The organism is Bordetella bronchialis, assembly GCF_001676705.1.
Classification (GTDB): Bacteria; Pseudomonadota; Gammaproteobacteria; order Burkholderiales; family Burkholderiaceae_B; genus Bordetella_C; species Bordetella_C bronchialis.
This window is the reverse complement of sequence record NZ_CP016170.1, coordinates 1,191,446-1,217,161: the sequence shown is the minus strand read 5'-3', so window position 1 is coordinate 1,217,161 and position 25,716 is coordinate 1,191,446. Positions and strand designations below refer to the sequence as shown.

General features: G+C 69.0%; 20 protein-coding genes. 13 read left to right on the top strand and 7 right to left on the bottom strand.

The genetic code is table 11. The features are described 5' to 3' along the window. Nucleotides 1-90 precede the first annotated feature (90 nt). From BAU06_RS05375 to BAU06_RS05355, 5 genes are all read left to right on the top strand, one after another. On the top strand, nt 91-618 hold the full coding sequence (locus BAU06_RS05375; protein WP_066345250.1) for a hypothetical protein: 528 nt from the start codon (nt 91-93) through the stop codon (nt 616-618). A gap of 94 nt (nt 619-712) precedes the next feature. Further along, complete coding sequence (locus BAU06_RS05370) at nt 713-1,861, top strand: ABC transporter substrate-binding protein (protein ID WP_066345248.1); 1,149 nt, start codon at nt 713-715, stop codon at nt 1,859-1,861. Nucleotides 1,862-1,868: 7 nt separating this feature from the next. Beyond that, nucleotides 1,869-2,906 (top strand): branched-chain amino acid ABC transporter permease, encoded by a 1,038-nt coding sequence (locus tag BAU06_RS05365; RefSeq protein WP_066345246.1) that lies wholly within the window; start codon nt 1,869-1,871, stop codon nt 2,904-2,906. Nucleotides 2,907-3,009: 103 nt separating this feature from the next. Next, nucleotides 3,010-4,812, top strand: a complete 1,803-nt coding sequence (locus tag BAU06_RS05360; RefSeq protein ID WP_082993529.1) for a branched-chain amino acid ABC transporter ATP-binding protein/permease — start codon at nt 3,010-3,012, stop codon at nt 4,810-4,812. Between the two features lie 56 nt (nt 4,813-4,868). After that, a complete protein-coding gene (locus tag BAU06_RS05355) occupies nt 4,869-5,789 on the top strand; it encodes a LysR family transcriptional regulator (RefSeq protein WP_066345238.1) in 921 nt (306 codons plus the stop codon). Nucleotides 5,790-5,894: 105 nt separating this feature from the next. Here the strand turns inward: BAU06_RS05355 and BAU06_RS27200 are convergent, their stop codons facing one another. The 4 genes from BAU06_RS27200 to BAU06_RS05340 all read right to left on the bottom strand — a co-directional run bounded on the left by BAU06_RS27200 (nt 5,895) and on the right by BAU06_RS05340 (nt 8,801). Then, the gene (locus BAU06_RS27200; RefSeq protein WP_254925996.1) at nt 5,895-6,023 is read right to left on the bottom strand and encodes a hypothetical protein; all 129 of its coding nucleotides are present in this window, start codon (nt 6,021-6,023) and stop codon (nt 5,895-5,897) included. 366 nt (nt 6,024-6,389) lie between these two features. Beyond that, nucleotides 6,390-7,328, bottom strand: coding sequence for a sugar kinase (locus tag BAU06_RS05350; protein ID WP_066345236.1), 939 nt, complete (start codon nt 7,326-7,328; stop codon nt 6,390-6,392). Then, a complete protein-coding gene (locus BAU06_RS05345; RefSeq protein ID WP_066358128.1) occupies nt 7,321-7,971 on the bottom strand; it encodes a bifunctional 4-hydroxy-2-oxoglutarate aldolase/2-dehydro-3-deoxy-phosphogluconate aldolase in 651 nt (216 codons plus the stop codon). Before BAU06_RS05345 ends, BAU06_RS05350 begins: the two co-directional genes overlap by 8 nt. 5 nt (nt 7,972-7,976) lie before the next feature. Continuing rightward, nucleotides 7,977-8,801, bottom strand: a complete 825-nt coding sequence (locus BAU06_RS05340) for an IclR family transcriptional regulator (RefSeq protein WP_066345234.1) — start codon at nt 8,799-8,801, stop codon at nt 7,977-7,979. Nucleotides 8,802-9,000: 199 nt separating this feature from the next. Between BAU06_RS05340 and uvrA the strand changes: the two genes are divergently transcribed. The 4 genes from uvrA to BAU06_RS05320 all read left to right on the top strand — a co-directional run bounded on the left by uvrA (nt 9,001) and on the right by BAU06_RS05320 (nt 19,020). Next, complete coding sequence (gene uvrA / locus BAU06_RS05335) at nt 9,001-14,829, top strand: excinuclease ABC subunit UvrA (protein WP_066345233.1); 5,829 nt, start codon at nt 9,001-9,003, stop codon at nt 14,827-14,829. A gap of 9 nt (nt 14,830-14,838) precedes the next feature. Next, nucleotides 14,839-16,029: an aminodeoxychorismate synthase component I gene (locus BAU06_RS05330; protein ID WP_066345230.1), complete on the top strand. Its 1,191-nt coding sequence runs from the start codon at nt 14,839-14,841 to the stop codon at nt 16,027-16,029. After that, nucleotides 16,026-16,706, top strand: coding sequence for an aminotransferase class IV family protein (locus BAU06_RS05325; protein WP_066345226.1), 681 nt, complete (start codon nt 16,026-16,028; stop codon nt 16,704-16,706). Before BAU06_RS05330 ends, BAU06_RS05325 begins: the two co-directional genes overlap by 4 nt. A gap of 70 nt (nt 16,707-16,776) precedes the next feature. Next, complete coding sequence (locus BAU06_RS05320; RefSeq protein ID WP_156770155.1) at nt 16,777-19,020, top strand: hypothetical protein; 2,244 nt, start codon at nt 16,777-16,779, stop codon at nt 19,018-19,020. A gap of 38 nt (nt 19,021-19,058) precedes the next feature. On the opposite strand, the gene BAU06_RS05315 is transcribed toward BAU06_RS05320, so the two are convergent. The 3 genes from BAU06_RS05315 to BAU06_RS05305 are packed head-to-tail and all read right to left on the bottom strand — an operon-like array spanning nt 19,059 to nt 22,122. Continuing rightward, nucleotides 19,059-19,910, bottom strand: a complete 852-nt coding sequence (locus tag BAU06_RS05315) for a tRNA threonylcarbamoyladenosine dehydratase (protein WP_066358120.1) — start codon at nt 19,908-19,910, stop codon at nt 19,059-19,061. Nucleotides 19,911-19,967: 57 nt separating this feature from the next. Beyond that, on the bottom strand, nt 19,968-20,636 hold the full coding sequence (locus BAU06_RS05310) for a response regulator (protein WP_066345219.1): 669 nt from the start codon (nt 20,634-20,636) through the stop codon (nt 19,968-19,970). Between the two features lie 10 nt (nt 20,637-20,646). Beyond that, the gene (locus BAU06_RS05305; RefSeq protein WP_066345217.1) at nt 20,647-22,122 is read right to left on the bottom strand and encodes an ATP-binding protein; all 1,476 of its coding nucleotides are present in this window, start codon (nt 22,120-22,122) and stop codon (nt 20,647-20,649) included. Nucleotides 22,123-22,442: 320 nt separating this feature from the next. Between BAU06_RS05305 and BAU06_RS05300 the strand changes: the two genes are divergently transcribed. The 4 genes from BAU06_RS05300 to BAU06_RS05285 all read left to right on the top strand — a co-directional run bounded on the left by BAU06_RS05300 (nt 22,443) and on the right by BAU06_RS05285 (nt 25,713). Beyond that, nucleotides 22,443-23,651: an MFS transporter gene (locus tag BAU06_RS05300; RefSeq protein WP_415834867.1), complete on the top strand. Its 1,209-nt coding sequence runs from the start codon at nt 22,443-22,445 to the stop codon at nt 23,649-23,651. After that, nucleotides 23,644-24,321 carry a gamma-glutamylcyclotransferase gene (locus tag BAU06_RS05295; RefSeq protein WP_082987986.1) on the top strand — a complete coding sequence of 226 codons (678 nt, stop codon included), beginning with the start codon at nt 23,644-23,646 and terminating at the stop codon, nt 24,319-24,321. Before BAU06_RS05300 ends, BAU06_RS05295 begins: the two co-directional genes overlap by 8 nt. A gap of 138 nt (nt 24,322-24,459) precedes the next feature. Next, nucleotides 24,460-25,101: a pyridoxamine 5'-phosphate oxidase gene (gene pdxH / locus BAU06_RS05290; protein WP_066345215.1), complete on the top strand. Its 642-nt coding sequence runs from the start codon at nt 24,460-24,462 to the stop codon at nt 25,099-25,101. Between the two features lie 93 nt (nt 25,102-25,194). Next, nucleotides 25,195-25,713 carry a flavin reductase family protein gene (locus BAU06_RS05285; protein ID WP_066345211.1) on the top strand — a complete coding sequence of 173 codons (519 nt, stop codon included), beginning with the start codon at nt 25,195-25,197 and terminating at the stop codon, nt 25,711-25,713. Nucleotides 25,714-25,716: the final 3 nt, after the last annotated feature.

Here is a 25,716-nt window from a genome sequence, read left to right as displayed (position 1 = left end):
GCCGGCCGATTCTCCTTTTGCCGCTCTTTCGATATTCTTACAATCCCGAGCCTGCGTCTTGCAAGACGCGGCCACGCAGCAGGAAAGCTTATGTCCGCTTCAGCCACTCCCCCCGATTCCATTTCCCGCTTCCAGGCCGCGGAGCTCGACATGCTGGCGAAGACAGCGGACGCGCTCAGCGCCTATCTCGGCAAACCCGTGCTGGCGGAAGTCGGCACGGCCGATGACGGACTGGAGTGGGTCACCTTCGGCATTCCGCTGGATGCCGACGCGCTGGAAGGCGGCGAGCACGATCCCATGCGCGTACAGCTGGGCGGTCCGGATGCCCGGCTGCTGGGCAGCCGCGGCGGCCTGACCGGCACCGACGAGCAGGCCTACGACTGCCTTTACCTGTGGGCCATCCAGATCACGCTGGCAGAAGGCGAACGCTTCGTCAAACTGGACCAGGACGGCGAGGAAGCCGCATGGTCCGACACCCTGGCCGATGTCCTGCCTTTCGCCCTCTCCGACGAGGATCTCGCCGCGCTCGAGGACGACGACGAAGAAGATGACGAGGACGACGAGGACGACGACGACGCCCTGCCGGGCCACACCCGCAACGGCACGCCGCGCCATTAGAATCCGGATCCGCCGACCGCCCGGGGCCGCGCTTCCCGCCTGGCGCGTGGTTCAATAGCGCCCATCGAACGCACGCAATCCGCTGGAGTCCACCATGCCATTGAAAGCCTTGCGCGCCGTCCTGGCGCTGCTGGCCGCCTGCCTTGCCTTGCCGAGCTTCGCGCAAATGAAGATCGGCGTCGTGACGTCATCGACCGGCCCCACGGCGCTGGTCGGCATCCCGCAGAAGAACACCGTGCCGCTCCTGCCGACGCGCATCGGCGAGCTGGCCGTGCAGTACATCGTGCTGGACGATGCCAGCGATACGACGCAGTCGGTCACGGCGGTACGCAAACTGATCAACGAAGACCGCGTGGACGCCATCATCGGCCCCCCGGGCTCGCCCAATACCATGGCGATCCTGCCCTTCGTCGCGGAGGCCGGCGTCCCGCTGCTGGCGCCCGTGGGCACGGCGGCCGCCGTGCTGCCCATGGACGACCAGAAGAAGTGGGTATTCAAGACCACGCAGAACGACGACATCATCGCCCAGGCGCTGGTCGACCACATGGCCGGGGCCGGCGTGAAGACCGTCGGCTTCATCGGCCTGAACGATCCCTACGGCGAAAACTGGTACAAGGTCTTCGCCGACCTGGCGAAGCGGCGGCGCATCGACATCGTCGCCAACGAGCGCTACCTGCGCACGGACAGTTCCGTCACCGGCCAGGCGCTGAAACTGCTGGCGGCCAGGCCCGACGCGGTGCTCATCGCCGCGACGGGCGCGGCCAGCGTACTGCCCGAAACCACCCTGGCGGATCTGGGATATCACGGCACGTTCTACCAGACGCATGGCGCCGCCCTGCCCGATTTCCTGAAGCTGGGGGGCAAGCGCGTGGAAGGCACCATCCTGGCCGCCGGCCTGATGCTGGTGCTGCCGGAGATCGCCGACGACAATCCGTCGAAGAAAGTCGCCACGGCCTACGTCGACGCCTACCGCGAGCGCTATGGCGTCACGCCGGCGACCTTCGGCGCCAATGTCTACGACGCCGGCCTGCTGCTGCAACGCGCCGTGCCGCTGGCCGAGAAGGCCGGCCAGCCCGGCACGCCGGCGTTCCGCTCGGCGCTGCGCGACGCGCTGGAACAGACGCGCGACCTGGTGGGCACGCAGGGCGTATACACGATGACGCCACAGGACCACAGCGGCTTCGACGAGCGCGGCCGCGTCCTGATCACGGTCAGGAACGGCAACTGGGCGCTCATCAAGTAGCCTGGCGATGAACGCGCAGATCGCCCTGATCCTTGGCCAGGACGGTATCGCGAACGGCGCGGTCTATGCGTTACTGGCGCTATGCATCCTGCTGGTGTTTTCGGTCACCCGGGTGCTGTTCATCCCGCAGGGCGAATTCGTGGTCTATGGGGCCTTGTGCATGGCGGCCATGCAAAGCGGCCGCGTGCCGGCCCTGGTCTGGCTGCTGGCCGCCTTCGCCGTGGCGGAAGCGGTCGCCGACGCGCGCGGGCGCGGCCGGGGCGCGGCCGACATCCCGCCGCGCCGTCTTCTGGCGAAGACAGCCTATCCTTTCGTGCTGGCGGCCATCCTTGGGATGCTGCCGCTGGCCGCGCTGCCGGCCTGGCTGCAAGGCATGCTGACGCTGGCCATCGTGGCGCCCATGGGACCGCAGCTGTACCGGCTGTTCTACCAGCCCATCGCCGAGGCCTCGACACTGGTGCTGCTGATCGTCTCGATCGCGCTGCATCTGGCGCTGGTGGGCCTGGGCCTGCTGGCCTTCGGCCCGGAGGGCGCCCGGGCGGCGCCGTTCAGCGATGCCCGGTACGCGCTGGGACCGGTCGCGGTGTCCAGCCAGACGCTATGGATCGTCGCCGTATCGCTATTGTGGATGCTGGCCCTGTACCGCTTCTTCGGCCGCACCCTGCCCGGCCGCGCGCTGCTGGCCGCGGCCGACAACCGCGCCGGCGCCCGGCTGGTCGGCATCTCGCCGGCCTTCGCGGGACGGGCGGTCTTCCTGCTGGCCGCGACGCTGGGCGCGTGCTCGGGCATCCTGGTCGGACCCGCCACCACGCTGTACTACGACTCCGGCTTCCTGATCAGCCTGAAGGGTTTCGTCGCGGCCATCGTGGGCGGCCTGGCCAGCTATCCCCTGGCCGTGGCCGGCGCGCTGGGCGTGGGCTTGATCGAATCCTTTTCCGCCTTCTGGGCCAGCGCCTACAAGGAGATCATCGTCTTCACGCTGATCATCCCTTTCCTGCTGTGGCGTTCGCTGCGCCACGGCGCCATCGAGGACGAAGAAGAATGAAGCCGGCGCGATGCCTGGCCGGCGACCCGGCGACCCACATGCAAGCCAACCAGGCCGCGCGCCGCGTGCGACGCGACGCCGCCGCCCAATGCGAGCAGCCGCCATGCGCGATCTGCTGACGCCGCGGCGGATGCTGGCCGTTTTCCTGGCGGCGCTGGCCGGGGCGCCCTGGCTGCTGCCGCCTTTCTATATCAGCCTGCTGGACAACATCGGCCTGGGCGCGCTGGCGGCGCTGGGCCTGGTGCTGCTGACCGGGATCGCCGGCCTGACCAGCTTCGGCCAGGCCGCCTTCGTCGGCGTGGGCGCGTACACGGCCGCGCTGCTGTCCACGCGAGCCGCCGAACTGCCCGCCTGGCTGGCATGGCTGGGCGCCACGCCATGGCTGTCCCTGCTGGCCGGGCTGCTGCTGACGTTCGCGCTGGCGGCGGTGCTGGGCGCGATCACGCTGCGCCTGTCGGGACACTTCCTGCCGCTGGGCACCATCGCCTGGGGCCTGGGCCTGTATTTCGCCTTCGCGGCCGTGCCGGGCCTGGGCGGCTTCAGCGGCATCGGCAACATCCCGCCGATCCGCATCGCCGGCTGGGCGCTGGGCGACCGCGGCATCTACTACCTGATCTGGCTATTCCTGCTGCTGGCCATATGGACCACGCGCAACCTGCTGGACTCGCGCCAGGGCCGCGCCATGCGCGCGCTGCGCGGCGGCCGCGTCATGGCGGAGGCAATGGGCGTGGACACCACGCGCGCACGCGCGGCCCTCTTCATCATCGCGGCCCTGCAGGCCTGCGCGGCAGGCTGGCTGTACGCGCACATGCAGCGTTTCGTGAATCCCACGCCCTTCGGACTGCAGCGCGGCATCGAATACCTGTTCATGGCGGTGATCGGCGGCGTCTCGCATGTGTGGGGCGCCCTGGCGGGGGCCGGCGTCTTCACGCTGGCCAACCAGTGGCTGCAGGACTGGCTGCCCGGCCTGCTGGGACAGAACGGCAACTTCGAGATCATCGTGTTCGGCTTCGGCATGGTCCTGCTGCTGCACCGGGCGCGCGGCGGGCTGTGGCCGGCCATCGCGCAACGGCTGCCGCTGGCACGCGAAGCGCGGCGCATCAATATGTCGGCCGAGCCGCTGCCGCGCCGGCCGCTGCCGCCCCGCGGCGACGTCGTGCTGGAAGCCCGAGGGCTGACGCGGCGCTTCGGCGGCCTGGTGGCGAACGACGGCATCGGCCTGGCCGTGGAAGCCGGCCAGATCGTCGCCGTGATCGGCCCCAATGGCGCGGGCAAGAGCACCTTGTTCAACCTCCTGTCGGGCATCGATACGCCGACGTCCGGCTCCATCCTGTTCCAGGGCGAATCCGTGGCCGGACGCGGGGCGCGCCATATCGCGATGCTGGGCATGAGCCGGACGTTCCAGCACGTGCGGCTGCTGTCCCGGATGAGCGTCCTGGACAACGTGGCGCTGGGCGCGCATCCGCGCGGCACGCATGGCATCTGCGCCTCGGCCTGGCGCGCCGACCGCCGCGAGGAAGCCCGCCTGCTGGCCGAGGCCGCCCGCCAGGTGGAGCGCGTGGGACTGGGCGCGCACATGCACGACCCGGCGGGCAGCCTGCCGCTGGGCCGGCAACGCATCCTGGAAGTCGCGCGGGCGCTGGCGGCCGACCCCTGCCTGCTGCTGCTGGACGAGCCCGCGGCTGGCCTGCGCTACCAGGAAAAGCGCGAGCTTGCCGCGCTGCTGGCGAAGCTGCGCGCCGGCGGCATGGCCATCCTGCTGGTGGAACACGATATGGAGTTCGTCATGGGGTTGGCGGACCGCGTGCTGGTGATGGACTTCGGCCAGAAAATCGCCGAGGGCACACCCGCCCAGGTGCGGCATGACCCCGCTGTGATGGAAGCCTATCTCGGCGCGCCCGGCTGAGCAGTAAAATTCGGCGCATTCTTACGGCACACTCGGCCGATACGCACGGAACCTGTATGGACGCTGCCACGGTTCAACTGAACGACATCGCGCTTTTCGTAGAGGTCTCGCGCCGCAAGAGCTTCAGCCTGGCGGCGCGGGCCTTGAGCATTCCCACGTCCACGCTGTCGCGCCGCATCAGCGAGCTGGAACGCGCCGTGGGGATGCGGCTGTTGAACCGCAATACCCGCCGGCTGGACCTGACCGAGGCGGGCGCCCAGTATTTCGAGCGCTGCCAGGGCCTGGTGGACGAAGCCCGCTTCGCGCACGAGCAGCTGTTTTCGCGCGCGGCGCGGCCGGAAGGCAAGCTGACCGTCTGCCTGCCCAATAGCCTGGCCATGCTGCTGATGGCCGAATCGCTGCATGCCTTCACGGACGAGTACCCCGAGATCGAATGCGAGCTCGACCTGAGCCTGCGCGCGGCCGACCCGAACGCGGCGCCCTTCGATGTCATGCTGCGCTTTGGCGAGCCCGGTTCCGCCGACGGCATGGAGGTGCGCGAAGTGATGACCCTGCGGCGCAATCTGTATGCGTCCCAGGAGTACATCGCCCGGCATGGCGAGCCCGCCACGCCGGCCGACCTGCCGCGCTTCGAATGCCTGCGCAGCGGCTCCAGCGAAATGAGTTCGACCTGGGTGCTGAGCCGCGACGGCGTCGTCGAGCGGATACCGGTGTATGGCCGGATCATGGCCAACAATATGGGCTTGCTGAGCGACTTCGCCAGCATGGGGCTGGGCATCGCGCCGCTGCCGGTATATGCGGCCACCCACGGGCGCATTTCGAAGGACCATACGCTGCACCGGGTACTGCCGGAATGGTCGGCCGCCCCCCTGCCCGTCTATGCCGTGTTTCCCTCGCGCATCCTGCCGGCCAAGACGCGCGCCTTCATGGATTTCATCATTCCCCGGCTGGCGCCCGCCAATGGCGACGCGGCATGAGAAACCGAAACCGCGATAGATAAAAAAACCGCCGGCAATGTGCAATGACCGGCGGTTTTCGTGCCTGCCCGCGATGTGAAGCGCGGCGGCGGATCGAGGCGGCTATCAGGCGCGCTTGATCTTTTCCAGCATCTTGAAAACGCCCTTGGGCGAGTTCACGAAGAGGCGCTTGAAAGCCTTGCCCAGGCAACGGCGTTCCAGGGTGTTGCGACGCACGCGTTTGCGTTCAGCCATGACGGTTCTCCAATCTACGGTCCGGGGTTCAAAGCCGGCGGGTTTAAAGTCCCGGGTGTGAAGCCGGTGGGGTTCAAAGGATGGGGCGGCTTCGCGGCGGCGGGGGATACCCCACGCATCGAATCCGCTTCCACCGCTTCCACCGCTTCCCGGTCCCAGGTCGCGCCCAGCGGGATTCCGTCGGCGCCAAATCAGGGAAACCCGGTATTCTACCTGTTTTTGTGAGCTCGCGCCCGGGCGGCAGGGCGACACCGCATCGCCTGCCTGAGCGTGTCGTGCCCTGCTTGCCCACCCCTGCTTGCCTGGCCCTGCGCCGCGCGGTCGCGGGGCGCCAAAGCGGACCGCCAAGCTGCGACCGCCCGTCGCCTACTGCCCGGATTGATTGCCAGCCAGGAAAGCCCGCACCTGGGCCGCCGTCGGCAGCGGCTGGACGGCGCCGTATCCCTGGGTGGACAGGGCGGCCGCGGCATTGGCATAGCGCACGGCGGTTCCCCAGTCGTCGCCGCGGGCGCGGCGGGCCAGCAAGGCGCCGGCGAAGCAGTCGCCCGCTCCGGTGGCATCGACGGCCTGCACGGTGATGCCGGCGACCGCCTGGCGCTGATTGCCGTCGTCCAGGATGGCGCCCTCGCTGCCCAGTTTCAGGACGACCGTTCCGCGCGCGCCGGCCGCGCGTATCCAGTCCAGCGTGCCGGCGGGATCGGTATGGCCGGTCAGGTGCCGCATGTCGTCCATGCTGGGCAGGAAGATGTCCGCCATGCGCATGGCTTCGCTCAGGATGGCGCGGGCGCGGTCCACGGGCCACAGGCGCAGCCGCAGGTTGGAATCCAGGCACACCTGGGTACCGGCCGAACGGGCCCGCTCGATGGCGGCGAAGACGGTATCGCAGGCGCCGGCGCTGATGGCCAGGCTGATGCCGGAGACATGCAGGAAGGCGGCCCGCTCCACCATGCCATGCCGCAGGTCTTCCGGCGCCATGCGGCTGGCGGCCGAGCCCGCCCGCATATAGCTGAACACATGCCCTTCGGGACCGTGCTGGACGAAATAAAGCCCGGTGTGCGCGCGCGGATCGATCATGACACCGCCGGTGTCGACGGTTTCGTCGCGCCACAGCTGCATCAGTTGTTCGCCGAAGACATCGGCCCCGATGCGCGTCAGGTAGGCGCAACGGGCGCCCTGGCGCGCGGCGGCGATGATGGCGTTGGACGTGTCGCCCCCATGGCCTTGCAGGAACTCGGGCCGGCCCGGCCGCGTCTGGTTGAATTCGATCAGCGGCTCGCCCAGCGCCACGATGTCGAAATCAGGCATGGGCGGCCTCGCGGATGCGCTGGATCTGCGCCACCAGCGCGGCGGTGTCGCGGGCGGCGAAGGCGGCCTTGTCGTACAGGTTGCTGCCGATGCCGACCAGGGAAGCCCCCGCCTTGAAATAGTCGCCCATGTTTTTTTCCGTGACGCCGCCGGTGGGGCAGAAAGCGGTATCGGGGAAGACGGACTTCAGCGATGCCAGATGGCTGGGCCCGCCCGTTTCGGCGGGAAAGATCTTGACCAGGTCGGCGCCGGCGCGCCGGGCCTGGATGACCTCCGACGGCGTGAAGGCGCCCGGCAGGCACAGCGCCGAAGCAGCGTGCGCCAGCGGCACCATTTCCGGCACCAGGCCGGGCGACACCAGGAAATCCACCCCGGCGACCAGGGCGTCGCGCGCCTGGGCCTCTGTCAGCACCGTGCCCAGCCCCAGCAGCAGGCGGGCGCCGTGCTTGTCGCGCAGGGCCTTGACCAAGTCCAGCACGCCGGGAATGGTCCAGGTCAATTCCAGCGTGGTGCAGCCGGCGGCGATGGCGACCTCGGCGGCATAGGCCGCGGTCCCGGCGTCGCCATAGCGCAGCACGGGCACGACGCGGGCGGCCAGCAGTGCCTGGCGTTTGTCCGCGCGGGCATCTTGGGGGGAAGTCATGGCGTTCATGTGTCCTCTCGGGAAAACGCGCCGCCGGCGGCCGGCCAGGCGCTGAATCGGGCCTGCGCGGCATCGCGCAGGCGGATAAGGGGCGCGATGTAGCGCGATTGCGCGCCGCCCTGCTGGCGGAACTGCAGCGTGCTGACGCTGACGCAGGCCAGCGGCCGGCCGCCCTGCCCGGCAATGGCGACGCTGTAGCAGACGATCCCGCGTTCGTTTTCTTCGTCGTCCACCGAATAGCCGCGCTGGCGGATGCGCGCCAGCTCCTGGCGCAGATCGTCGCGCCGCGCGATGGTGTTGGGCATGCGCGCGTCCAGGTGCAGCGTGGCCAGGATGGCGTCCGCTTCCGCCTCGGGCAAGGCGGCCAGGTAGGCCTTGCCGGCCGCCGTGCAATGCAGGGCCAGCCGTCCGCCCACGCGCGACGCCATGCGCACCGGGCCGGGCCCTTCCAGCTTGTCGATGTAGATCATCTCGCTGCCCGCCGGCACGGCCAAGTGCACCGTTTCGCCCGTCTGGTCGCGCAGCGATTGCAGGTCGTCCGCCAGTGCGGCGCGCAGGTCCAGCTGCGACCACGCGCGGCTGGCCAGTTGCAGCAGGCGCGGCCCCAGGCCGTAGCGCACGCCGGCGCCCGCGCCGCCGGCGGACGTTTCGGCGATCATGCCCTGCTGCAATAGCGCGGCGACAATGCGATAGACCGTGCCGCGCGGATAGCCGCACACGCGCACCAGGTCCGCCATGGCGACGGGGCTGGCGGCATCGGCGACGGCCTGCAGGACGGTCATGAATTTGGAGAAGGCGGCGGTACCGGCCACCTGGGTCGAGCTGTCCATAATGTGGTCATTCTATCCACAATATAGACGCGATTATCCCACAGGCCCGGGCGGCGGGTAAGCCCTTGCAAATGCCGGCCACGCCCCCACCCATCGCCAGTGCGCCTGCCCCGCCGCCGGCTCAGCGGCCGGCGCCTAATCCCTTATCCCGCGCGCGGCATGGCCCGGCCCCTATTGACGCCCAGGCTACGATACGCATATGACCTCCGAAATCCGCATTGTTGGCGCTCGCCAGAACAACCTGAAAAACCTGGACGTATCGTTCGCCACCGGCGAATTCACCGTCGTGACCGGCGTATCCGGGTCGGGCAAGAGCTCGCTGGCCTTCGATACCCTGTATGCCGAAGGGCAGCGGCGCTACGTCGAAACCTTCTCTCCCTACGCGCGCCAGTTCCTGGACCGCATGGACAAGCCGCAGGTCGACCGCATCGAGGGCATCCTGCCCGCGATCGCCATCGACCAGACCAACCCCGTCCGCAGTTCCCGCAGCACCGTGGGCACCATGACGGAGCTGAACGACCACCTCAAGCTGCTGTTCGCGCGCGGCGCGCGCCTGTATTGCCGCGGCTGCGGCCTGCCGGTACGCCGCGACACCGCCGAGTCGATCTTCCGCTCGCTGGCCGAACGCACGGCGGGCACGGACGATCGCCGCCTGGTCATCGCCTTTCCCATCAAGGTGCCGGCCAACTTCACCGAAGACGAGGTGCGCGGCTTCCTGGAACAGCAGGGCTACACCCGCGTGCACGCGCAGGAGGGCGTCGTCGCCGCCCCCGCCGCGCAGGGCGCGGCCGGCAACCGGAAAAGCAAGGCCAAGGGCGGGAAGGCCGCCAAGGGCGCGGCCCAGGATGCCGCGCAGGCGCAGCGCGTCCTGCACGTGGTGCAGGACCGCTTCCGCTTCGGTTCGGTGGAACGCGACCGCGCGATGGAAGCCCTGGATACCGCCTTGCGCATGGGCGCCGGCCATTTGTCGGTGCACGTGCTGGACGACGACGGCAACGACGCGCAGGTCTGGAAGTACAGCGACCGCCTGCATTGCGCGGATTGCGATATCGAATACACCGATCCCCTGCCCAGCTCGTTCTCCTTCAACTCGCCGCTGGGCGCCTGCGAAACCTGCCGCGGCTTCGGGCGCGTCATCGGCATCGACTACGGCCTGGTGGTACCGGACGAGAACAAGACGCTGCTGGAAGGCGCCATCAAGCCCTGGCAGACCGCCAGCTACAAGGAGTGCCAGGACGACCTGCAGAAATACGCGCCCAAGGCCGGCGTGCCCCTGTCCGCGCCCTGGAAAAGCCTGACTCCCGCGCAGCGCGAATGGATACTGCGCGGCGACCCGGACTTCAAGGGCGGCAGCCAGGCATGGAAGACCCAGTGGTATGGCGTGCAGCGTTTCTTCGACTGGCTGGAGACCAAGGCCTACAAAATGCACGTGCGCGTGCTGCTGTCCAAATACCGCAGCTACACGCCTTGCCCGGTCTGCCAGGGTTCGCGCCTGAAGCCCGATGCGCTGCTGTGGCGCGTGGGCAGCAAGGACGAAGCCGATGCCGTGCTTCCGCCCCACGACGGCCGCTACAAGCGCTTCAAGCCGGTGCAGGCCAACTGGAGCGACGATCTGCTCCACCTGCTGGACGGCCTGTCCATCCATGACCTGATGCTGCTGCCCATCGAGCGGGTGCGCCTGTTCTTCGACCGTCTGCGCTTCGTGGGCGTGATGGATGCCGCCACCGACCTGCTGCTGACGGAAGTGCGCGCGCGCCTGAAGTTCCTGTGCGACGTGGGACTGGGCTACCTGACGCTGGACCGGCAGAGCCGCACCTTGTCGGGCGGCGAAGTGCAGCGCATCAACCTGACCACCGCGCTGGGCACCTCGCTGGTCAACACCCTGTTCGTGCTGGACGAGCCCTCCATCGGCCTGCATCCGCGCGACATGCACCGCGTCGTGGAAGTCATGCATCGCCTGCGCGATGCCGGCAATACCCTGGTGGTGGTGGAGCACGACCCGCAGGTCATGGTGGCCGCCGACCGCGTGATCGACATCGGGCCGGGCCCGGGCGAACGCGGCGGACGCATCGTGTTCGACGGCACGCCCGCGCGCCTGCGCGAGGCACGCACCCTGACCGGCGATTACTTCGGCGGCCGCCAGCGCGTGGAGGCGCCACGGCCCATGCCCGTGGCGGCGAATACGCCGCGCCTGATCCTGGAAGGCGTCAACGCCCACAACCTGAAGAACGTCTCGGTGGAAATTCCGCTGGGACGGCTGGTCTGCGTGACGGGCGTATCGGGGTCGGGCAAATCGACCCTGGTGCAGGACGTGCTGTATCCCGCGCTGCTGAAACTCAAGGGCAGGCCGTCGGAATCGCCCGGCGCGCACGCCCGCCTGCTGGGCGCCGAGCAGATCGCCGACGTCGTCATGGTGGACCAGGCGCCCATCGGCAAGACGGCGCGCTCCAACCCGGCCAGCTACGTCGGCGCCTTCGACGCCATCCGCAAGCTGTTCGCGCAGGCGCCCTTGTCCAAGGAACGCGCCTATACCGCGGGCATGTTCAGCTTCAACAGCGGCGAAGGCCGCTGCCCGACCTGCGGCGGCACCGGCTTCGAACACGTCGAGATGCAGTTCCTGTCCGACGTCTACCTGCGCTGCCCGGACTGCGACGGCAAGCGCTTCCGCGGCGAAGTCCTGCAGGTGCGCGTGGAGCACCTGGGCAAAAGCGCTTCGATAGACGAAGTGCTGGACATGACGGTCAGCGAAGCGCTGGACTTCTTCAAGGGCCTGCGCGACGTGCAGACCGGCCTGGCGCCACTGGCCGACGTGGGCCTGGAATACGTCCGCCTGGGCCAGCCCGTACCCACGCTGTCCGGCGGCGAAGCACAGCGCCTGAAGCTGGCGGGGCACTTGGCGGAAGCCGCGCGCAGCGGGATTTCCTCGGCCAAGGTCGCGAAGAAGGGCAGCCTCTTCCTCTTCGACGAACCCACGACGGGGCTGCATTTCGACGACGTCGCGCGATTGATGCGCGCCTTCCGCCAGCTGCTGGCTGCCGGCCACACGCTGCTGATCATCGAACACAACCTGGACGTGATCCGCGCGGCGGACTGGCTGCTGGACCTGGGCCCCGAAGGCGGGGATGCCGGCGGCCTGCTCGTCGGCGTCGGCACGCCCGCCGACCTGATGAAGAATCCGGCCTCCCACACCGGGGCGGCCCTGCGCGACTACGAAAGCGCCATCGTGCCGGAGGCCGCGGCCGCCGCGACGGTCCATGGCCGCCTGGCGGCCGCCACGGCCGTGGCCGAACCGGCGCTGGCCTATGGCGACGGCGATGGCGATGACCGCGGTGACGACCGGCTGGCGTCCCGGGATGGCGGCGACGGCCAGGCCCGCGATGCCGGCACGCCGCTGCAGACGGCGGTGCGCCGCCGCGCCGCCCAGGCCATCGAGATCCGCAACGCGCGCGAGCACAACCTGAAGAACGTCAACGTCGAGATCCCGCGCGACAAGTTCACCGTGATCACCGGCGTGTCGGGCTCGGGCAAATCCACCCTGGCCTTCGATATCCTGTTCAACGAAGGACAGCGGCGCTACCTGGAGTCGCTGAACGCATACGCGCGCGCCATCGTGCAGCCCGCCGGCAAGCCGGACGTCGACGCCATCTTCGGCATTCCGCCCACGGTGGCCATCGCCCAGCGCACCAGCCGCGGCGGATTGAAATCCACGGTGGCCACCATGACGGAGATCCACCACTTCCTGCGGCTGCTGTACGTCAAGCTGGGCGTGCAGTATTCGCCGGACTACAACGTGCCGGTGGAACCGCAGACGCCCGACCAGATCGTGGCCCGCATCCTGCGCGAGCGCGCCGGCCAGCACATCGGCATCCTGGCGCCGCTGGTCACCGCGCGCAAGGGCTACTACACCGATCTGGCGAAATGGGCCGGCAGCAAGGGCTACACGCACCTGCGGGTGGACGGCGTCTTCACGCCGGTCAGCCCCTGGCCGCGGCTGGACCGCTACCGCGAGCACACCATCGAACTGCCGGTCGCCGACGTGCAAGTGGATGCCGCCAACGAAGCCGCCCTGCGCGATGCCGTGAAACAGGCCCTGGAACACGGCCAGGGGGCGCTGAGCGTCCTGTGGCCGCTGGACAACCTGCGCGACAATCCCGCCACCCCGCTGGAACAGGCGCACTTTTCCACCAAGCGCACCTGCCCCATCAGCGGCGTCAGCTTCCCCGAGCTGGATCCGCGCATGTTCTCCTACAACTCCAAGCACGGCTGGTGCCCCACCTGCTACGGCGCGGGCGTGGTCATCCCGGAGTTCGACGAGGAACAGACCGGCGAGGAAGCCTACTGGACCGAAGGCGCTGGCGAGGCTCAGACCTGCCCCGAATGCCACGGCCAGCGCCTGAACCGCGTCGCCCTGGCGGTGCGCTGGCGCGACCGCTCCATCGCGCAATTGGCCGGCATGGCGGTCAGCGAAGCGCACAGCTTTTTCGAAGGCCTGGTGCTGCGCGGCCGCGAAGCCGAAATCGCGCGCGACATCCTGCAGGAAATCCGCAGCCGGCTGAACTTCATGCAGGAGGTCGGTCTGGGCTACCTCGCGCTGGACCGTTCCGCGCCCACGCTGTCCGGCGGCGAAGCGCAACGCATCCGGCTGGCCGCGCAGCTGGGTTCCAATATGCAGGGGGTCTGCTACGTGCTGGACGAACCCACCATCGGCCTGCATCCGCGCGACAACCGCATCCTGCTGGATGCACTGGGCAAGCTAGAAGGCAACGGCAACACCCTGGTGGTGGTCGAGCATGACGACGACACCATCCGGCGCGCCGCGCACATCATCGACATCGGTCCGGGCGCCGGCGTACGCGGCGGGCGTGTCGTGGCCCAGGGCACCGCGCAGGACCTCATCGCGGCGCCCGAGTCGGTCACCGGCCGGTATCTGGCCGAACCCTTGCGCCACCCGCTGCAAGGCCGCCGGCCCGTCGACAAGGACACGGCCTTCATCGAAGTCCGCAATGCCCACCTGCACAATCTGCGCAACGTCACGGCCCGCTTGCCCATCGGGCGCCTGAGCGTGGTCACCGGCGTATCGGGCTCGGGCAAGTCCACCCTGGCGCGCGAGGTCCTGCTGGACAACCTGCTGCATGCCGTCTCGCAGGGCAAGGCGCCCGCCTGGAAAGGCTGCACCGGCATCGCGGGCTGGGAAGTGCTGGACCGCGTGCTGGAAGTCGACCAGACGCCCATCGGCAAGACCCCGCGTTCCTGCCCGGGCACCTACATCGGCTTCTGGGACGAGGTCCGCAAGCAGTTCGCCGATACGCGCGAAGCGCGGATGCGCGGCTGGACGGCGGCGCGCTTCTCCTTCAACACCGGCGACGGCCGCTGCCCGGTCTGCGAAGGCCAGGGCATGCGCACCATCGAAATGAACTTCCTGCCGGACGTGAAGGTACCCTGCGACGCCTGCAACGGCGCGCGCTTCAACGCCGACACCCTGTCGGTGCAGCTGCGCGGCAAGCATGCGGGCGACGTCCTGTCCATGGAAGTGGATGACGCGCTGGCCTATTTCGAGGCGCATCCCAAGGTGCGGCGCCCGCTGCAGCTGATGCAGGATGTCGGCCTGGGCTACCTGACCCTGGGCCAGCCCTCGCCCACGCTGTCCGGCGGCGAGGCGCAGCGCATCAAGCTGGTGACGGAGCTCTCCAAGGCTCGCCTGACGGAAGGCGTCATCACCACTGGACGCGCCTCGCGCGCGCCGCATACGCTGTATGTGCTGGACGAACCCACCGTCGGCCTGTCCATGGCGGACGTCGAAAAGCTCATCCATGTGCTGCACCGCCTGGTGGAAGCCGGCAACACGGTCGTGGTGATCGAGCACAACCTTGACGTGATCGCCGAAGCCGACTGGCTGCTGGACCTGGGGCCCGAAGGCGGCACCGGCGGCGGCCAGCTGGTGGCACAGGGTTCGCCGGAAGACGTCATGGCGCTGCGCGAACGCTCCCATACCGGCCGGGTACTGGCCGAGTTCCTGGAGCGGCAATAGAGGTCGAAGATGTTCTGCCGTTTCGAAGACCGCCTGGCCGGGCGGGCATTGCAGCTGGACGGGGCGGGCGAACGCATCGAGGCGCGCACGCCGGCCCAGTTGCAGCCGGCCCTGAGGGCCATCGAGGCCGCACGCCGGCAAGGCAAATGGGTCGCGCTGCTGCTGGACTTCGAGCTGGGCGAATGGCTGCTGCCCCTGCCGGAGCGTGCCGCGTGCGCGCCCGCTTCCCATGGAAATGCCGAGCCGGCCGGCACGCCCGCCGCGGGCGCGCATGCGCCGACATCCGCCGAAGCGGACCGGCCGCGGCTGCGCGCGCTGGTCTTCGACACGATGCGCGAGGAAGCGCCCTGGCCGGCCACCGGCACGGCCGGCGGCATCCAGGGCATCGCGCCGCGCCTGGACCGCGCCGGCTACCTGCCGCGCATCGAGGCCATCCGTGACGGCATCGGCCGCGGCGCCTATTACCAGGTCAACTACACGATGCCGCTGGACATGCGCGTGCGGGGCGACCGGCGCGCGCTGTATACCCGCATCGCCGCGCGCAATCCGGTGGCGCACGCAGCCTACATCGAAGACGGCGAACGTACCGTCCTGTCGTTTTCGCCGGAGCTGTTCGTCCAGCGGCGCGGCGACCTGCTCACCACGCGCCCCATGAAGGGAACCGCCCCGCGCGATGCCGACCCCGCGCGCGACCGCGCGCTGGGGCAGGCACTGCTTGCCAGCGAGAAGAACCGCGCCGAGAACCTGATGATCGTCGATCTGCTGCGCAACGACCTGGGCCGCCTGGCCCGGCCCGGCAGCGTCCATGTCGATGCCCTGTTCACGCTGGAGCGCTATCCCACGGTATGGACGATGACGTCCACCGTGACGGCGCGCGCCCCGCATGCCGGCCTGGGCGAGGTGCTGGCCGCGCTGTTTCCCTGCGGCTCGGTGACGGGGGCGCCCAAGATCGCCGCACTGGCCCATATCCGCGACACGGAGGTCGCCCCGCGCGGCCTATACTGCGGCAGCGTGGGCTGGCTCGCGCCGGACGGGGACTTTTCGCTCAATGTGGCGATACGAACCCTGGTGGTGGATGCCGCCGGCCGCGGCGTCTACGGCGCGGGTGGCGGCATCGTGCATGATTCCGAGCCCGACGCGGAATGGCAGGAATGCCTGTGGAAAGCACGCATACTCGATCCGGAGCGAGACCCGGCATGATCCCTCCCCAGTCCTTGCACGCCCCGGCTTCCGCGGACCGTCCCGACCTGATCGAAACCATGCGCGTGGACGAGGATGGCCGCATACCTTTGCTGGAGCGGCATCTCGAACGCCTGCAATCGTCCTGCGCGGCGCTGGGCCACGCCTGGAACGCCGGCCAGGTCCGCGACCAGGTCCTGACCGCCGCCGGCGCGGCGCAAGGTCCCGGTCCGCATCGCCTGCGGCTGCTGCATCATCCCGACGGCACGCTGACCCTGCGCACGTTTGCGCTGCCGCCCTTGCCGCAACCGCAGGGCGTCTGCCTGTGGACCGCGCGCCTGTCCTCGGCCGAAGTCCTGCTGCGCCACAAGACCACGCACCGTCCCTGGTACGAAGCCATCACGGCGTGGCTGGCCGGCCATCCGGACATTTTCGATGCGCTGTTCTGCAACGAACGCGGCGAATTGTGCGAAGGCAGCCGTACCAATGTGTACCTGCAGATGGGCGGCATCTGGTTCACGCCGCCGGTTTCGTGCGGCTGCCTGCCCGGCGTGCAGCGCGGCGCCCTGCTGGACGCCGGACTGGTGCGGGAACGCATCCTTTACGAGGACGACGTGCCGCGCGCCAGCCGCATCCGGCTTTCCAACGCGCTCAGGGGCTGGATGGACGTGGAGTTCCGGCTGGGCGCCCGCGCCTGAAGGCGGCGCGCAAGGAACGCGCACAGGGCGGCGCGCACATAGTGGACTTCCGCTTCCATGGAGTCCACCCATGCCAGATATGCCGTCCTCGATGCAGTTCCCGTCCCCCCTGCCGTCCGTCGTCGCGCAACCGGCGGTACAGGCGGGGTCCTCGCCCATGAGCGACGCCGAACAGGCAAGCCTCGCGCATCGCGTCGATGCCGTGCGCGACGCCGCCACCCAGCCGGCCGCCTTGCAGAAGCTGGCCTCCGCCATCCTGGATAACGAACGGGTCTCCACCGGCATGCGCCTGGCGGCTCTGCTGTACCCGCCTGCGTCGGGCACGCCCTGCGCCGGCAAGCCGGCACGGGACGATGCGCGTGGGCCGGGGCATGACGACGCGCCCGCGAAGGCCGCCAGTCCGGAGCTCGGCCGGATGGAACGGCTTTGGCGCGAGCACGTCAGCTTCAATATCCCCAACGCCGAGACGGTGCGATTCGCGGTGCGCGCTCCCATCGACACTCCCACGGGCAGCGCCACGGCCGTCGTCCGGGTAAGCGGCATCAGGACCAGCACTGCGAATGTCTCGCCCGCCGCGCCCCGCGGCCTGCTCGAGTTCGCCAGCGACTATCTGCGCGACCATCCGGCCGAGACGCCGGCGACTTTCCTCTCGCCGTTCAAGTGCCTCGCGGAACGCGGCATCGATATCCCCTCGGACATAGATCTTGCGTTCAGGCGTCAGGTTCTGCCGTACGAAGTCCTGCGCGAGCGGGTCGCCACCTACGTTGCCAAGCTGCCGCCCCGTCCGGCGGAAGCCTTCACCGTCAACGTCTGGAATTCCTATACCTTTTGGGAGCTGGGCCTGGACGCGATGTGCTCGCGCGCCGCGATGGCCCTCCTGGATGGCGGCGTGCTGACGCCCGAAGCGCTGCGGGAATGGTCCGGTTTCGAGCATGGTGTGCAGAACCTCGCTCCGGGCCACGCATCGCGGGCGCCGGAATCCGGCGCGCCGCCGAAAGTCGCGCAGGTCGAACGCTCCAAGGCCGTGACCATGCTCCTGGCGGACTGGACTGTCGCCGGCAGCAACCAGGACTCGGCCAGGAAGCTGGCGCTTATCAAGGATCCCGCCAGGCTGCTCGCGCTGTCCGAGCACATGGTGCCGTTCGAGCATATCGCCTATCTCGTGTCACTGGCCGACAAGGTGGAATGGCCAGTGCTGGCGGCCGAAATGGACCGCGTCGCCGCACAGCATGCGCCGCTGTGCGACGCCATGTTCCAGACCCTGCAAGCCAGGCGCGGGCTGTCGGACGAAGAGGCGCTGCACGCCTACGCGCTGCAGCGCGTTTTCTTCTACAACGGCCGTTTCCGCCGGATGGGACAAGAGGAAACGGCGCGATTGGAGCAGTCCAGGCAGATCCTGGCGCCGCACGTGCTGCGCCACACGCTGATGTCTTCCGGCATGCTGGATGCCTGGGCGCTGACCCGCGGCACGGACGCCGCCGCGGGCGCACCGCCTCATTTTCGCGCCATTCCCGCGGCTCCCTTCTTCGACGCCTGGACCGCGCAAGGCATCCCCGTGGAACAGCAGGCGCTGATCGCCCAGTTCTGGGCACAGGGTTTTCCACCCGCTTTCGCGCAGGACGTCGTGCGCGAACACGCCCAGGATCCCATCCGCCTGCACGCATGGTTTGCACAGGGCCACCAGGCGCGCCTCGGGCACCGGCTGGACAAGCCCATGATGGAAGCGGTGGCGCGCTGGCTGCGCGATGCCTCTATCCCGCCAGAGGCCCTGCAGCTCGTGCCCAAGATGATCCTGAGCGACCTTGACAGTGCGCGCATCGACACCATCCTGCACATGTCGGCGTATCCGCAGCGCGCGGAAGCCCTGTTCGGCGAGAAGGCCAATACCCCGTGGCAGGTCTGGTGCGGCCTGACGACGCCCGCGGCCTTGTACGAGCGGATCGTCGACGGCAACGAACCGGAAGAAGAACTGCGCGAGGCGGCGGAGCGGGAACAGCAGGCAATATCCGACCTGCGGCGCAATCTTGCCGAGACCCGCGAGCGCCTGCGCCACATGCTGCATGCCCTGGAAAGCGTGCGCGCCGACATCGCGCCGGACACGCCGCACGCGCGCAAGTGCAAGGACTTCGCGGACGCCTGGCGCGACACGATCGCCAGGCTGGACGGCCTGCTGCAACCGTCGCTGGATGACCTCGGCGGCGATGAGGCGCGCCGGATCGACGACGACCTGGCCGTATTGTCCGCACAGCTGTCTTTCCAGATCACGTCGCTGGACGGGGCGCCTGCCGACCGGGCATCGATGATGGCGGCGTGAGCACGCCAACCGGTGCGTGCCCCGGAACCGGCGTGCCGCTAGGCCGCCCCCAAGGCACGGCGCAAGGCCTGGTCGGCCGCGGCCATGCCCATGGTGGCGGTGATGGTGACAGAAGACCCGTAGCCCGCGCAGGACAGGCCCTGGGGCGCGAGCGGCTGCACCATGGCGCCCACATCGTCCTCCGACTCCGCGCCAGCGGTCCATGCCGCGGGCAGGATGGCGGGCTGGTCGAACCACAACGCCCGCACCTGCATTTTCGGGGTGCGGGCCGGCGCCTTGCCGGCCCGGGCCGATGCCTTGGGATAGCCGTGCTCGCGCCGCAGCTTGTTGCGCAGCTTGGCAAGCAGGGCGTCATTGCAGGCCTGCGACAGATCCCCGGCGCGCAATGCCAGCGGATCGGTCTTGCCGCCCGCGCCGCCGCACACCAGCAGCCAGGCGCCACGCCGGCGGGCATGCAGGATCATGGCGATCTTGGCGGCGGCCTGATCGGTGCAGTCGACCACCGCGTCATAGTCGTCCGCCAGCAATTCCGCGACGTTGTCCGGCGTGACGAAGTCATCCACCTGGGTGACCGCGCATTCCGGGTTGATGCCCGCCACGCGAGCCGCCATGGCCGACACCTTGGCCTGGCCCAAGGTATCCGACAGCGCATGAATCTGGCGATTGACATTGGACTCGGCGATGTGATCCAGGTCGATCAGCGTCAGGCTGCCCACGCCGCTGCGTGCCAGCGCCTCTGCCGTCCAGGAGCCCACGCCGCCCAGCCCCACCACCGCGATGCGGGCGGCGCGCAGGCGCTCGGGCGCACGCGGCCCATACAGACGGGCCAGCCCGCCGAAACGGCGTTCCGCGTCGATGTCGCAAGCGGGGGATACAGTGGAGATGCTCATGATGAGGCGCATTTTCTCATGCCGCCAGCATGCGGCCAGCCGCTCGCCGTGCCGCTTCTAGTGCATTTCCAGCTTGTAGCCCACGCCGTAGATCGAGCGGATCAGGTCGTGCCCCGGCAGCACCGCCTCGAACTTGCGGCGCAGGTTCTTGATGTGGCTGTCGACCGTGCGGTCGGTGACCACGCGATGATCGGCATACAGGTGGTTCAGCAGGGCGTCGCGCGAGAGGATCTTGCCCTCCGCCGACGCCAGCGCCTGCAGCAGGCGGAACTCCACCGGCGTCAAGGCCAGGGGTTTGCCGTCCAGCGTGGCCATATGGTGCTCGGGACGGATCTCCAGCAGCGACTGGTGATGTCCGCCGTTGCCGCCATTGCGCGCGCGCCGCAGGATGGCCTTGACGCGGGCGACTACCTCGCGCGGGCTGAACGGTTTGCAGATGTAGTCGTCGGCGCCCATTTCCAGGCCGATGAGGCGGTCGATTTCCTCCACGCGGGCCGTCACCATGATGACCGGCACGTCGCTGAAGGTGCGCAGCTCGCGGCACACTTCCAGGCCGTCGCGGCCGGGCAGCATCAGGTCCAGCAGAACGAGCTCCGGCTTGGCCCGGCGTATGGCCGCCAGCGCCTCGCGGCCGTCGGCCAGCGCTTCGGTTTCGTATCGCGCCGCGCGCAGGTAGTCGGTCAGCAGCGCGGCAAGCTTGGGTTCGTCTTCTACGATCAGGATCATGGGGGTCCTCTCAGGCCGTGGCCGCCTGGGCCTCGGGAAAAACAATACGCACGCGCAGTCCGCCCAGCTCCGACGGCATGGCCTGGATACTGCCGCGATGCGACTCGACGATGCGCTGGCAGATCGCCAGGCCCAGCCCGGCGCCGCCGCTTTCGCGCGAACGCGACGGGTCGACGCGGAACAGCCGGTCGAACAGGCGTGGCAGGAACTGCGGCGGGACGCCCGGCGCGGAGTCCTGGCATTCCACCGCCACGGTGCTGCCTTCGGGACGCACGGACACCCGCACGACGCCGTCGGGATCGGTATAGCGCAAGGTGTTCTCCAACAGGTTGTTCATCAACTGGGTCAGGCGCTGCGCGTCGCCCTCGATGATGCAGCCTTCGGGCGAGATCTGGGTCTCCACGCGCAGTCCGCGCGCACCGAAGCGTTCGCGATAGGCGTCCACCGCCTGTTCGGCGATGCCGCCCACGTCCACCGGCAGCATGCGGTAGGACAGCGCGCCGACATCGGCCAGCGACAGCTCGTACAGGTCGTCGATCAGCTTGCTGAGCAGCGAGACCTCGGCCTGCAAGGAGGCCAGCGCGTCCGGAGAGAAAGAGCGCACGCCGTCCTGCAGGGCTTCCATCTCGCCGCGCAGGACCGCCAGCGGGGTGCGCAGCTCATGCGAGATGTCGGCGACCATCTCGCGCCGCAAGGCCTCGTTGCGCTCCAGCGTGTGCGCCAGCCGGTTGAAGTCCTGGCCCAGGCGCCCCAGCTCGTCGGCGGACGTGACATTCACCCGGGTGGCATAGTCCCCCGCCGACAGCCGATGGGTGGCGCTGGCCAGCCGGCGTACCGGCGCCAGGAAGATCCGCGCCAGGAAAATGCTGACCGCCGCCGCCAGCAGCGCGGCCAGCATGCCGATGACCCAGGTGGCCTCGGACTGTTCGCGCTGGAAGCGCTGGTCGGCTTCGCTGGGCAGGCGGTTCGGGAAGGGCGTCACCAGCCAGCCCACCGTCATGCCGTCGACATCCACCGCCCGGCGCGGCGCGCCCGGCGGCGGCGCCGAATACCCCGCCACCACGCGCATCTGGTTATCGAGCAGCGTGAAGGGCAGCGCCAGGAAGTCGCGCCCGTGGGGGCCGTCCGGATCCATCAGGTCCATGGGCGGCCCGGGCGGCGTCATATTGGGATCCAGCTCCGACAGCCATTCCAGTACGCCGTGGGGCGGGGGATGCCGGCGGCCGGCCGGGTCGCCCGGCGGGATCGTCAGGAGATGGTTCCACAAGGAAGCGTTGCCACGCAGGAAGTCCCAGCTTCCGCGTTCGCGATACAGATCGGCCAACGATTGCCGCATGCGCTCCACACGCCGTAGTTCCCTTTCCTTGACGTACGAAAGGAAATGGCGCTCGAAGTTCCACCGCACGGCGGAGCCCATGGCCAGCGTCACCGCCAGGCTGGTGGCGAGGATGGCGAGGAACAGTTTGAAGGTAATGCCTAATTTCATGGCGAAGGACGCACGGGTCCGGAAAGGCCGGCAATCGCAGCCTGGCCGGCCCGCGTGAGGGAAAGACCGCGACCGGGGCCGCCGCGTTCCGCCTCGCGCGTGGAAAGTCGGCGAATGTTAACCACAGGATGGCGGCCACGGCGCCGCCTGCGCCAGTGTTCCACAATGTTTACGCCTTGCCACATGGCGGCATTGCCCGCAGGAGCCCGGGCCGATGCCGACCCGTCTCCACACTGTTGCATAAACGTTACTGAGGTGCCGCTCTACCACCGCTGGCTCGACATAGGACGAAGATAGGGACAGAATAGGACACATTCACCGTGTCCCAGCCTGCATCTTCCCCTTCGATCGCACCGATTGCCGTCTCCGCCTCCGGAGCCGTGTCGCTTTGCCTGATCAATATGCTCAACCACGTGGCGCTCACGGGCGGCCGCGTCACGGTTTCCCTGAGCGCCCTGCACATCGGGCTGTCGACCTTCACCGTAGGCGTGCTGATTGCGGTTTTCGCCGTACTTCCCATGCTGTTCTCGGTAAAAGCCGGAAGATGGGTGGATCGGGTGGGGATACGCCGCCCCATGTTCATCGGCACCGGGCTGCTGGCCCTGGGCACCCTGGTGCCCGCCATCGCTTCCACGCGCATATCGCTGCTGTTGGCCTCGTGTTGCGTGGGGATAGGCTTCATGCTCCATCAGGTCGCCAGCCAGAACGTACTGGGACAAGTGCATCCCGCCGAGCGGCTGCGCAATTTTTCCTGGATGTCGCTGGCGCTGGCGGCCTCCGGGTTTTGCGGCCCGCTGGTTGGGGGCTTCGCCATCGACCACATGGGCAGCGCCGCGGCCTTCGCCCTGCTCGCCGCCGGCCCCTTGGGCGCCGCCACGGGGCTATACCGGCTGCGCAGGCACCTGCCGCGGCAGCGCCACCGCCGTGGTGAAGAACCGGTCGCCGCCCCCCGCCGGGTGACCGAGCTGATCGCCCTGCCCCCGCTGCGGCGCATCCTGTTCGTCAATACCATCCTGTCCGGCGCCTGGGACAGCCATCTGTTCATCGTGCCGCTGTTCGGGGTGGCGATCGGCCTCTCGGCCACTACCATCGGCATCGTACTGGCGTCCTTCTCGGCCGCAACGTTCATCATCCGCCTGGCATTGCCGCTGATCCAGCGGCGGGTGCGGTCGTGGACCCTGATCCGGGTGGCCATGGGAACGGCCGCGGCGGATTTCATGATTTACCCGTTTTTCACCGATGTTGCCGTCCTGATCGGCTTGTCCTTCGCCCTGGGCCTGGCCTTGGGTTCGAGCCAGCCCAGCATCCTGGCGCTGCTGCACCAGCATTCCCCGCCCGGCCGCGCCGCCGAGTCAGTGGGCCTGCGGATGGCCTTGATCAATGGATCGCAGGTCTCCCTGCCGCTGACCTTCGGCGCCCTGGGTGCGGTCATCGGCATCGCGCCCCTGTTCTGGGCCTACGCGCTGACGCTCGCCGCCGCGGGATGGTTGAACCGCGCGCCGCCGGCCGGGTCGGATGGCAATGGCTGACCTCAAATCCTCGCCACCGGTCCCCGAGGCGCCGCGCCCAAAAGGCGACGGCACCGCCGTGCCCTTCCGCCTGTGGACGGAGGCGGAACGGCAGGCCTCCATGGAAGATGCGCTGAAACATTGGCGCACCGGCGAGGATGTCTGGATCTATGGCTACGGGTCGCTGATCTGGCGACCGGAGTTCGACTACGTCGAGCGCCGGCTGGCCACGCTGCACGGCTACCACCGCGCGCTCTGCCTTTGGTCGCGGGTGAACCGCGGCACACCGGAGTCGCCCGGATTGGTCTTCGCGCTGGACCGCGGCGGTTCCTGCCGGGGCGTGGTGTATCGGCTCCAGGGCGGCCTGGTGCCGCGGTTCTTTCCGCAGCTATGGGCCAGGGAAATGTCCACCGGCGCCTACCTGCCGCGCTGGCTGTCCTGCGCGACGGACGCGGGGACCGTCCGCGCGCTGGTCTTCGTCATGGACCGGACCAGTCCCGCCTATATCCCCGCGCTGCCGGAAGAGGAAGTGCTGGCCATCGTGCGCCGCGCCAGCGGCCGCTATGGGCCCTGCATCGACTATGTCACGCAGACCGCGCAGGCCCTGCGCGAGGCCGGTATCCACGACAGGCGCCTGGCCCGCGTGGCGCGCCTGCTCGCGGCGCAGCGCCACACCTTGCCGGAAGGCTGATGCCCTGCCTGGCCCGGGGGAATCCCGGAGGCCGCCCGGCAAGGGCGGTAAACTGGGACCTTCGCCATTCCAGGCCGGCGCGCCCGCGACTTCTTGCCTTGCAAGCGGTCGGCCGGCGGCCCCGTCCGTGAGCCCGCCATGTCTCTTGCCGATCTGCGCCAAAGCTACGAAAAGAAAGTCCTGCTCGAAGCCGACGCCCTGGCTTCGCCCTTCGACCAGTTCAACGCCTGGTTCGACGAAGCCCTGGCCGCCCAGGTGCCCGAACCCAACGCCATGACCCTGGCCACGGTGGACGAACGCGGCCGGCCGTCGGCGCGCATCGTGCTGGTCAAGGGCGCCGATCCGCGCGGCTTCGTTTTCTACACCAATTACGAATCGCGCAAGGGGCAGGAACTGGCCGCCAATCCGCGCGCCGCCCTGCTGTTTTTCTGGCAGCCGCTGGAAAGGCAGGTCCGCATCGAAGGCACCATCGAAAAGACCTCTCCCGAGGAGTCCGACGCGTATTTCCATAGCCGTCCGCTGGGATCGCGGCTGGGCGCGCTGGCATCGCGGCAAAGCGAGCCCGTCAGCCGCGAAACGCTGGAAGCCTCGCTGCGGGACTGCGAACAGCGCTACGGCGATGCCCCGCCCCGGCCGGACCACTGGGGCGGCTATCGCCTGGTGCCCGACCGCTTCGAATTCTGGCAGGGCCGGCCGTCGCGGCTGCATGACCGCCTGGTGTACGAGCCCGAGGGCAGCGGCGACGGCCACGCCTGGCGCATCGTCCGCCTTTCGCCCTGAACCTCGCGCCACACGCGGCCGGCGTACTGGCGCCGGCCCCGCCACCGCCGTCTCCGACCATGTCCGCCGCCCTGTTACCTCGACGCACCGCGCATGTCCGCATCCGCTCCTGATTTCGACGCCACCTACTTCCGCACGGCGCTGGGCCGCTTCGCGACCGGGGTTACGGTGGTCACCGCCAACGGGCCGGACGGCACGCCCCTGGGCCTGACGGTCAGCTCATTCAACTCGGTGTCGCTGGATCCGCCGCTGGTGCTGTGGAGCCTGTCGGCGTCTTCGCGCTCGCGCGAGGCCTTCACCCGTTGCGAACGCTACGTGATCAACGTGCTGGGCGCCGACCAGCTGCACCTGGCGCAGCGCTTCGCCCGCGGCAGCGTGCTGGAGCGCTATGCCGGCATCCCGGATGCCTACGCGCCGGGGGGCACCCGCATGCTGGGCGCGCACTGCGCCGCCTGGTTCGAATGCTACAACCGCAGCCGCTACGAGGAAGGCGACCACATCATCATGGTCGGCCAGGTGGAGCATTGCGGCCATAGCGGCGCGCTGCCCCTGGTCTATCACGCCGGCGGCTTCGACCTGACGCCGGACCCGGCAGCGGCGGAAAGAGGATAGTCC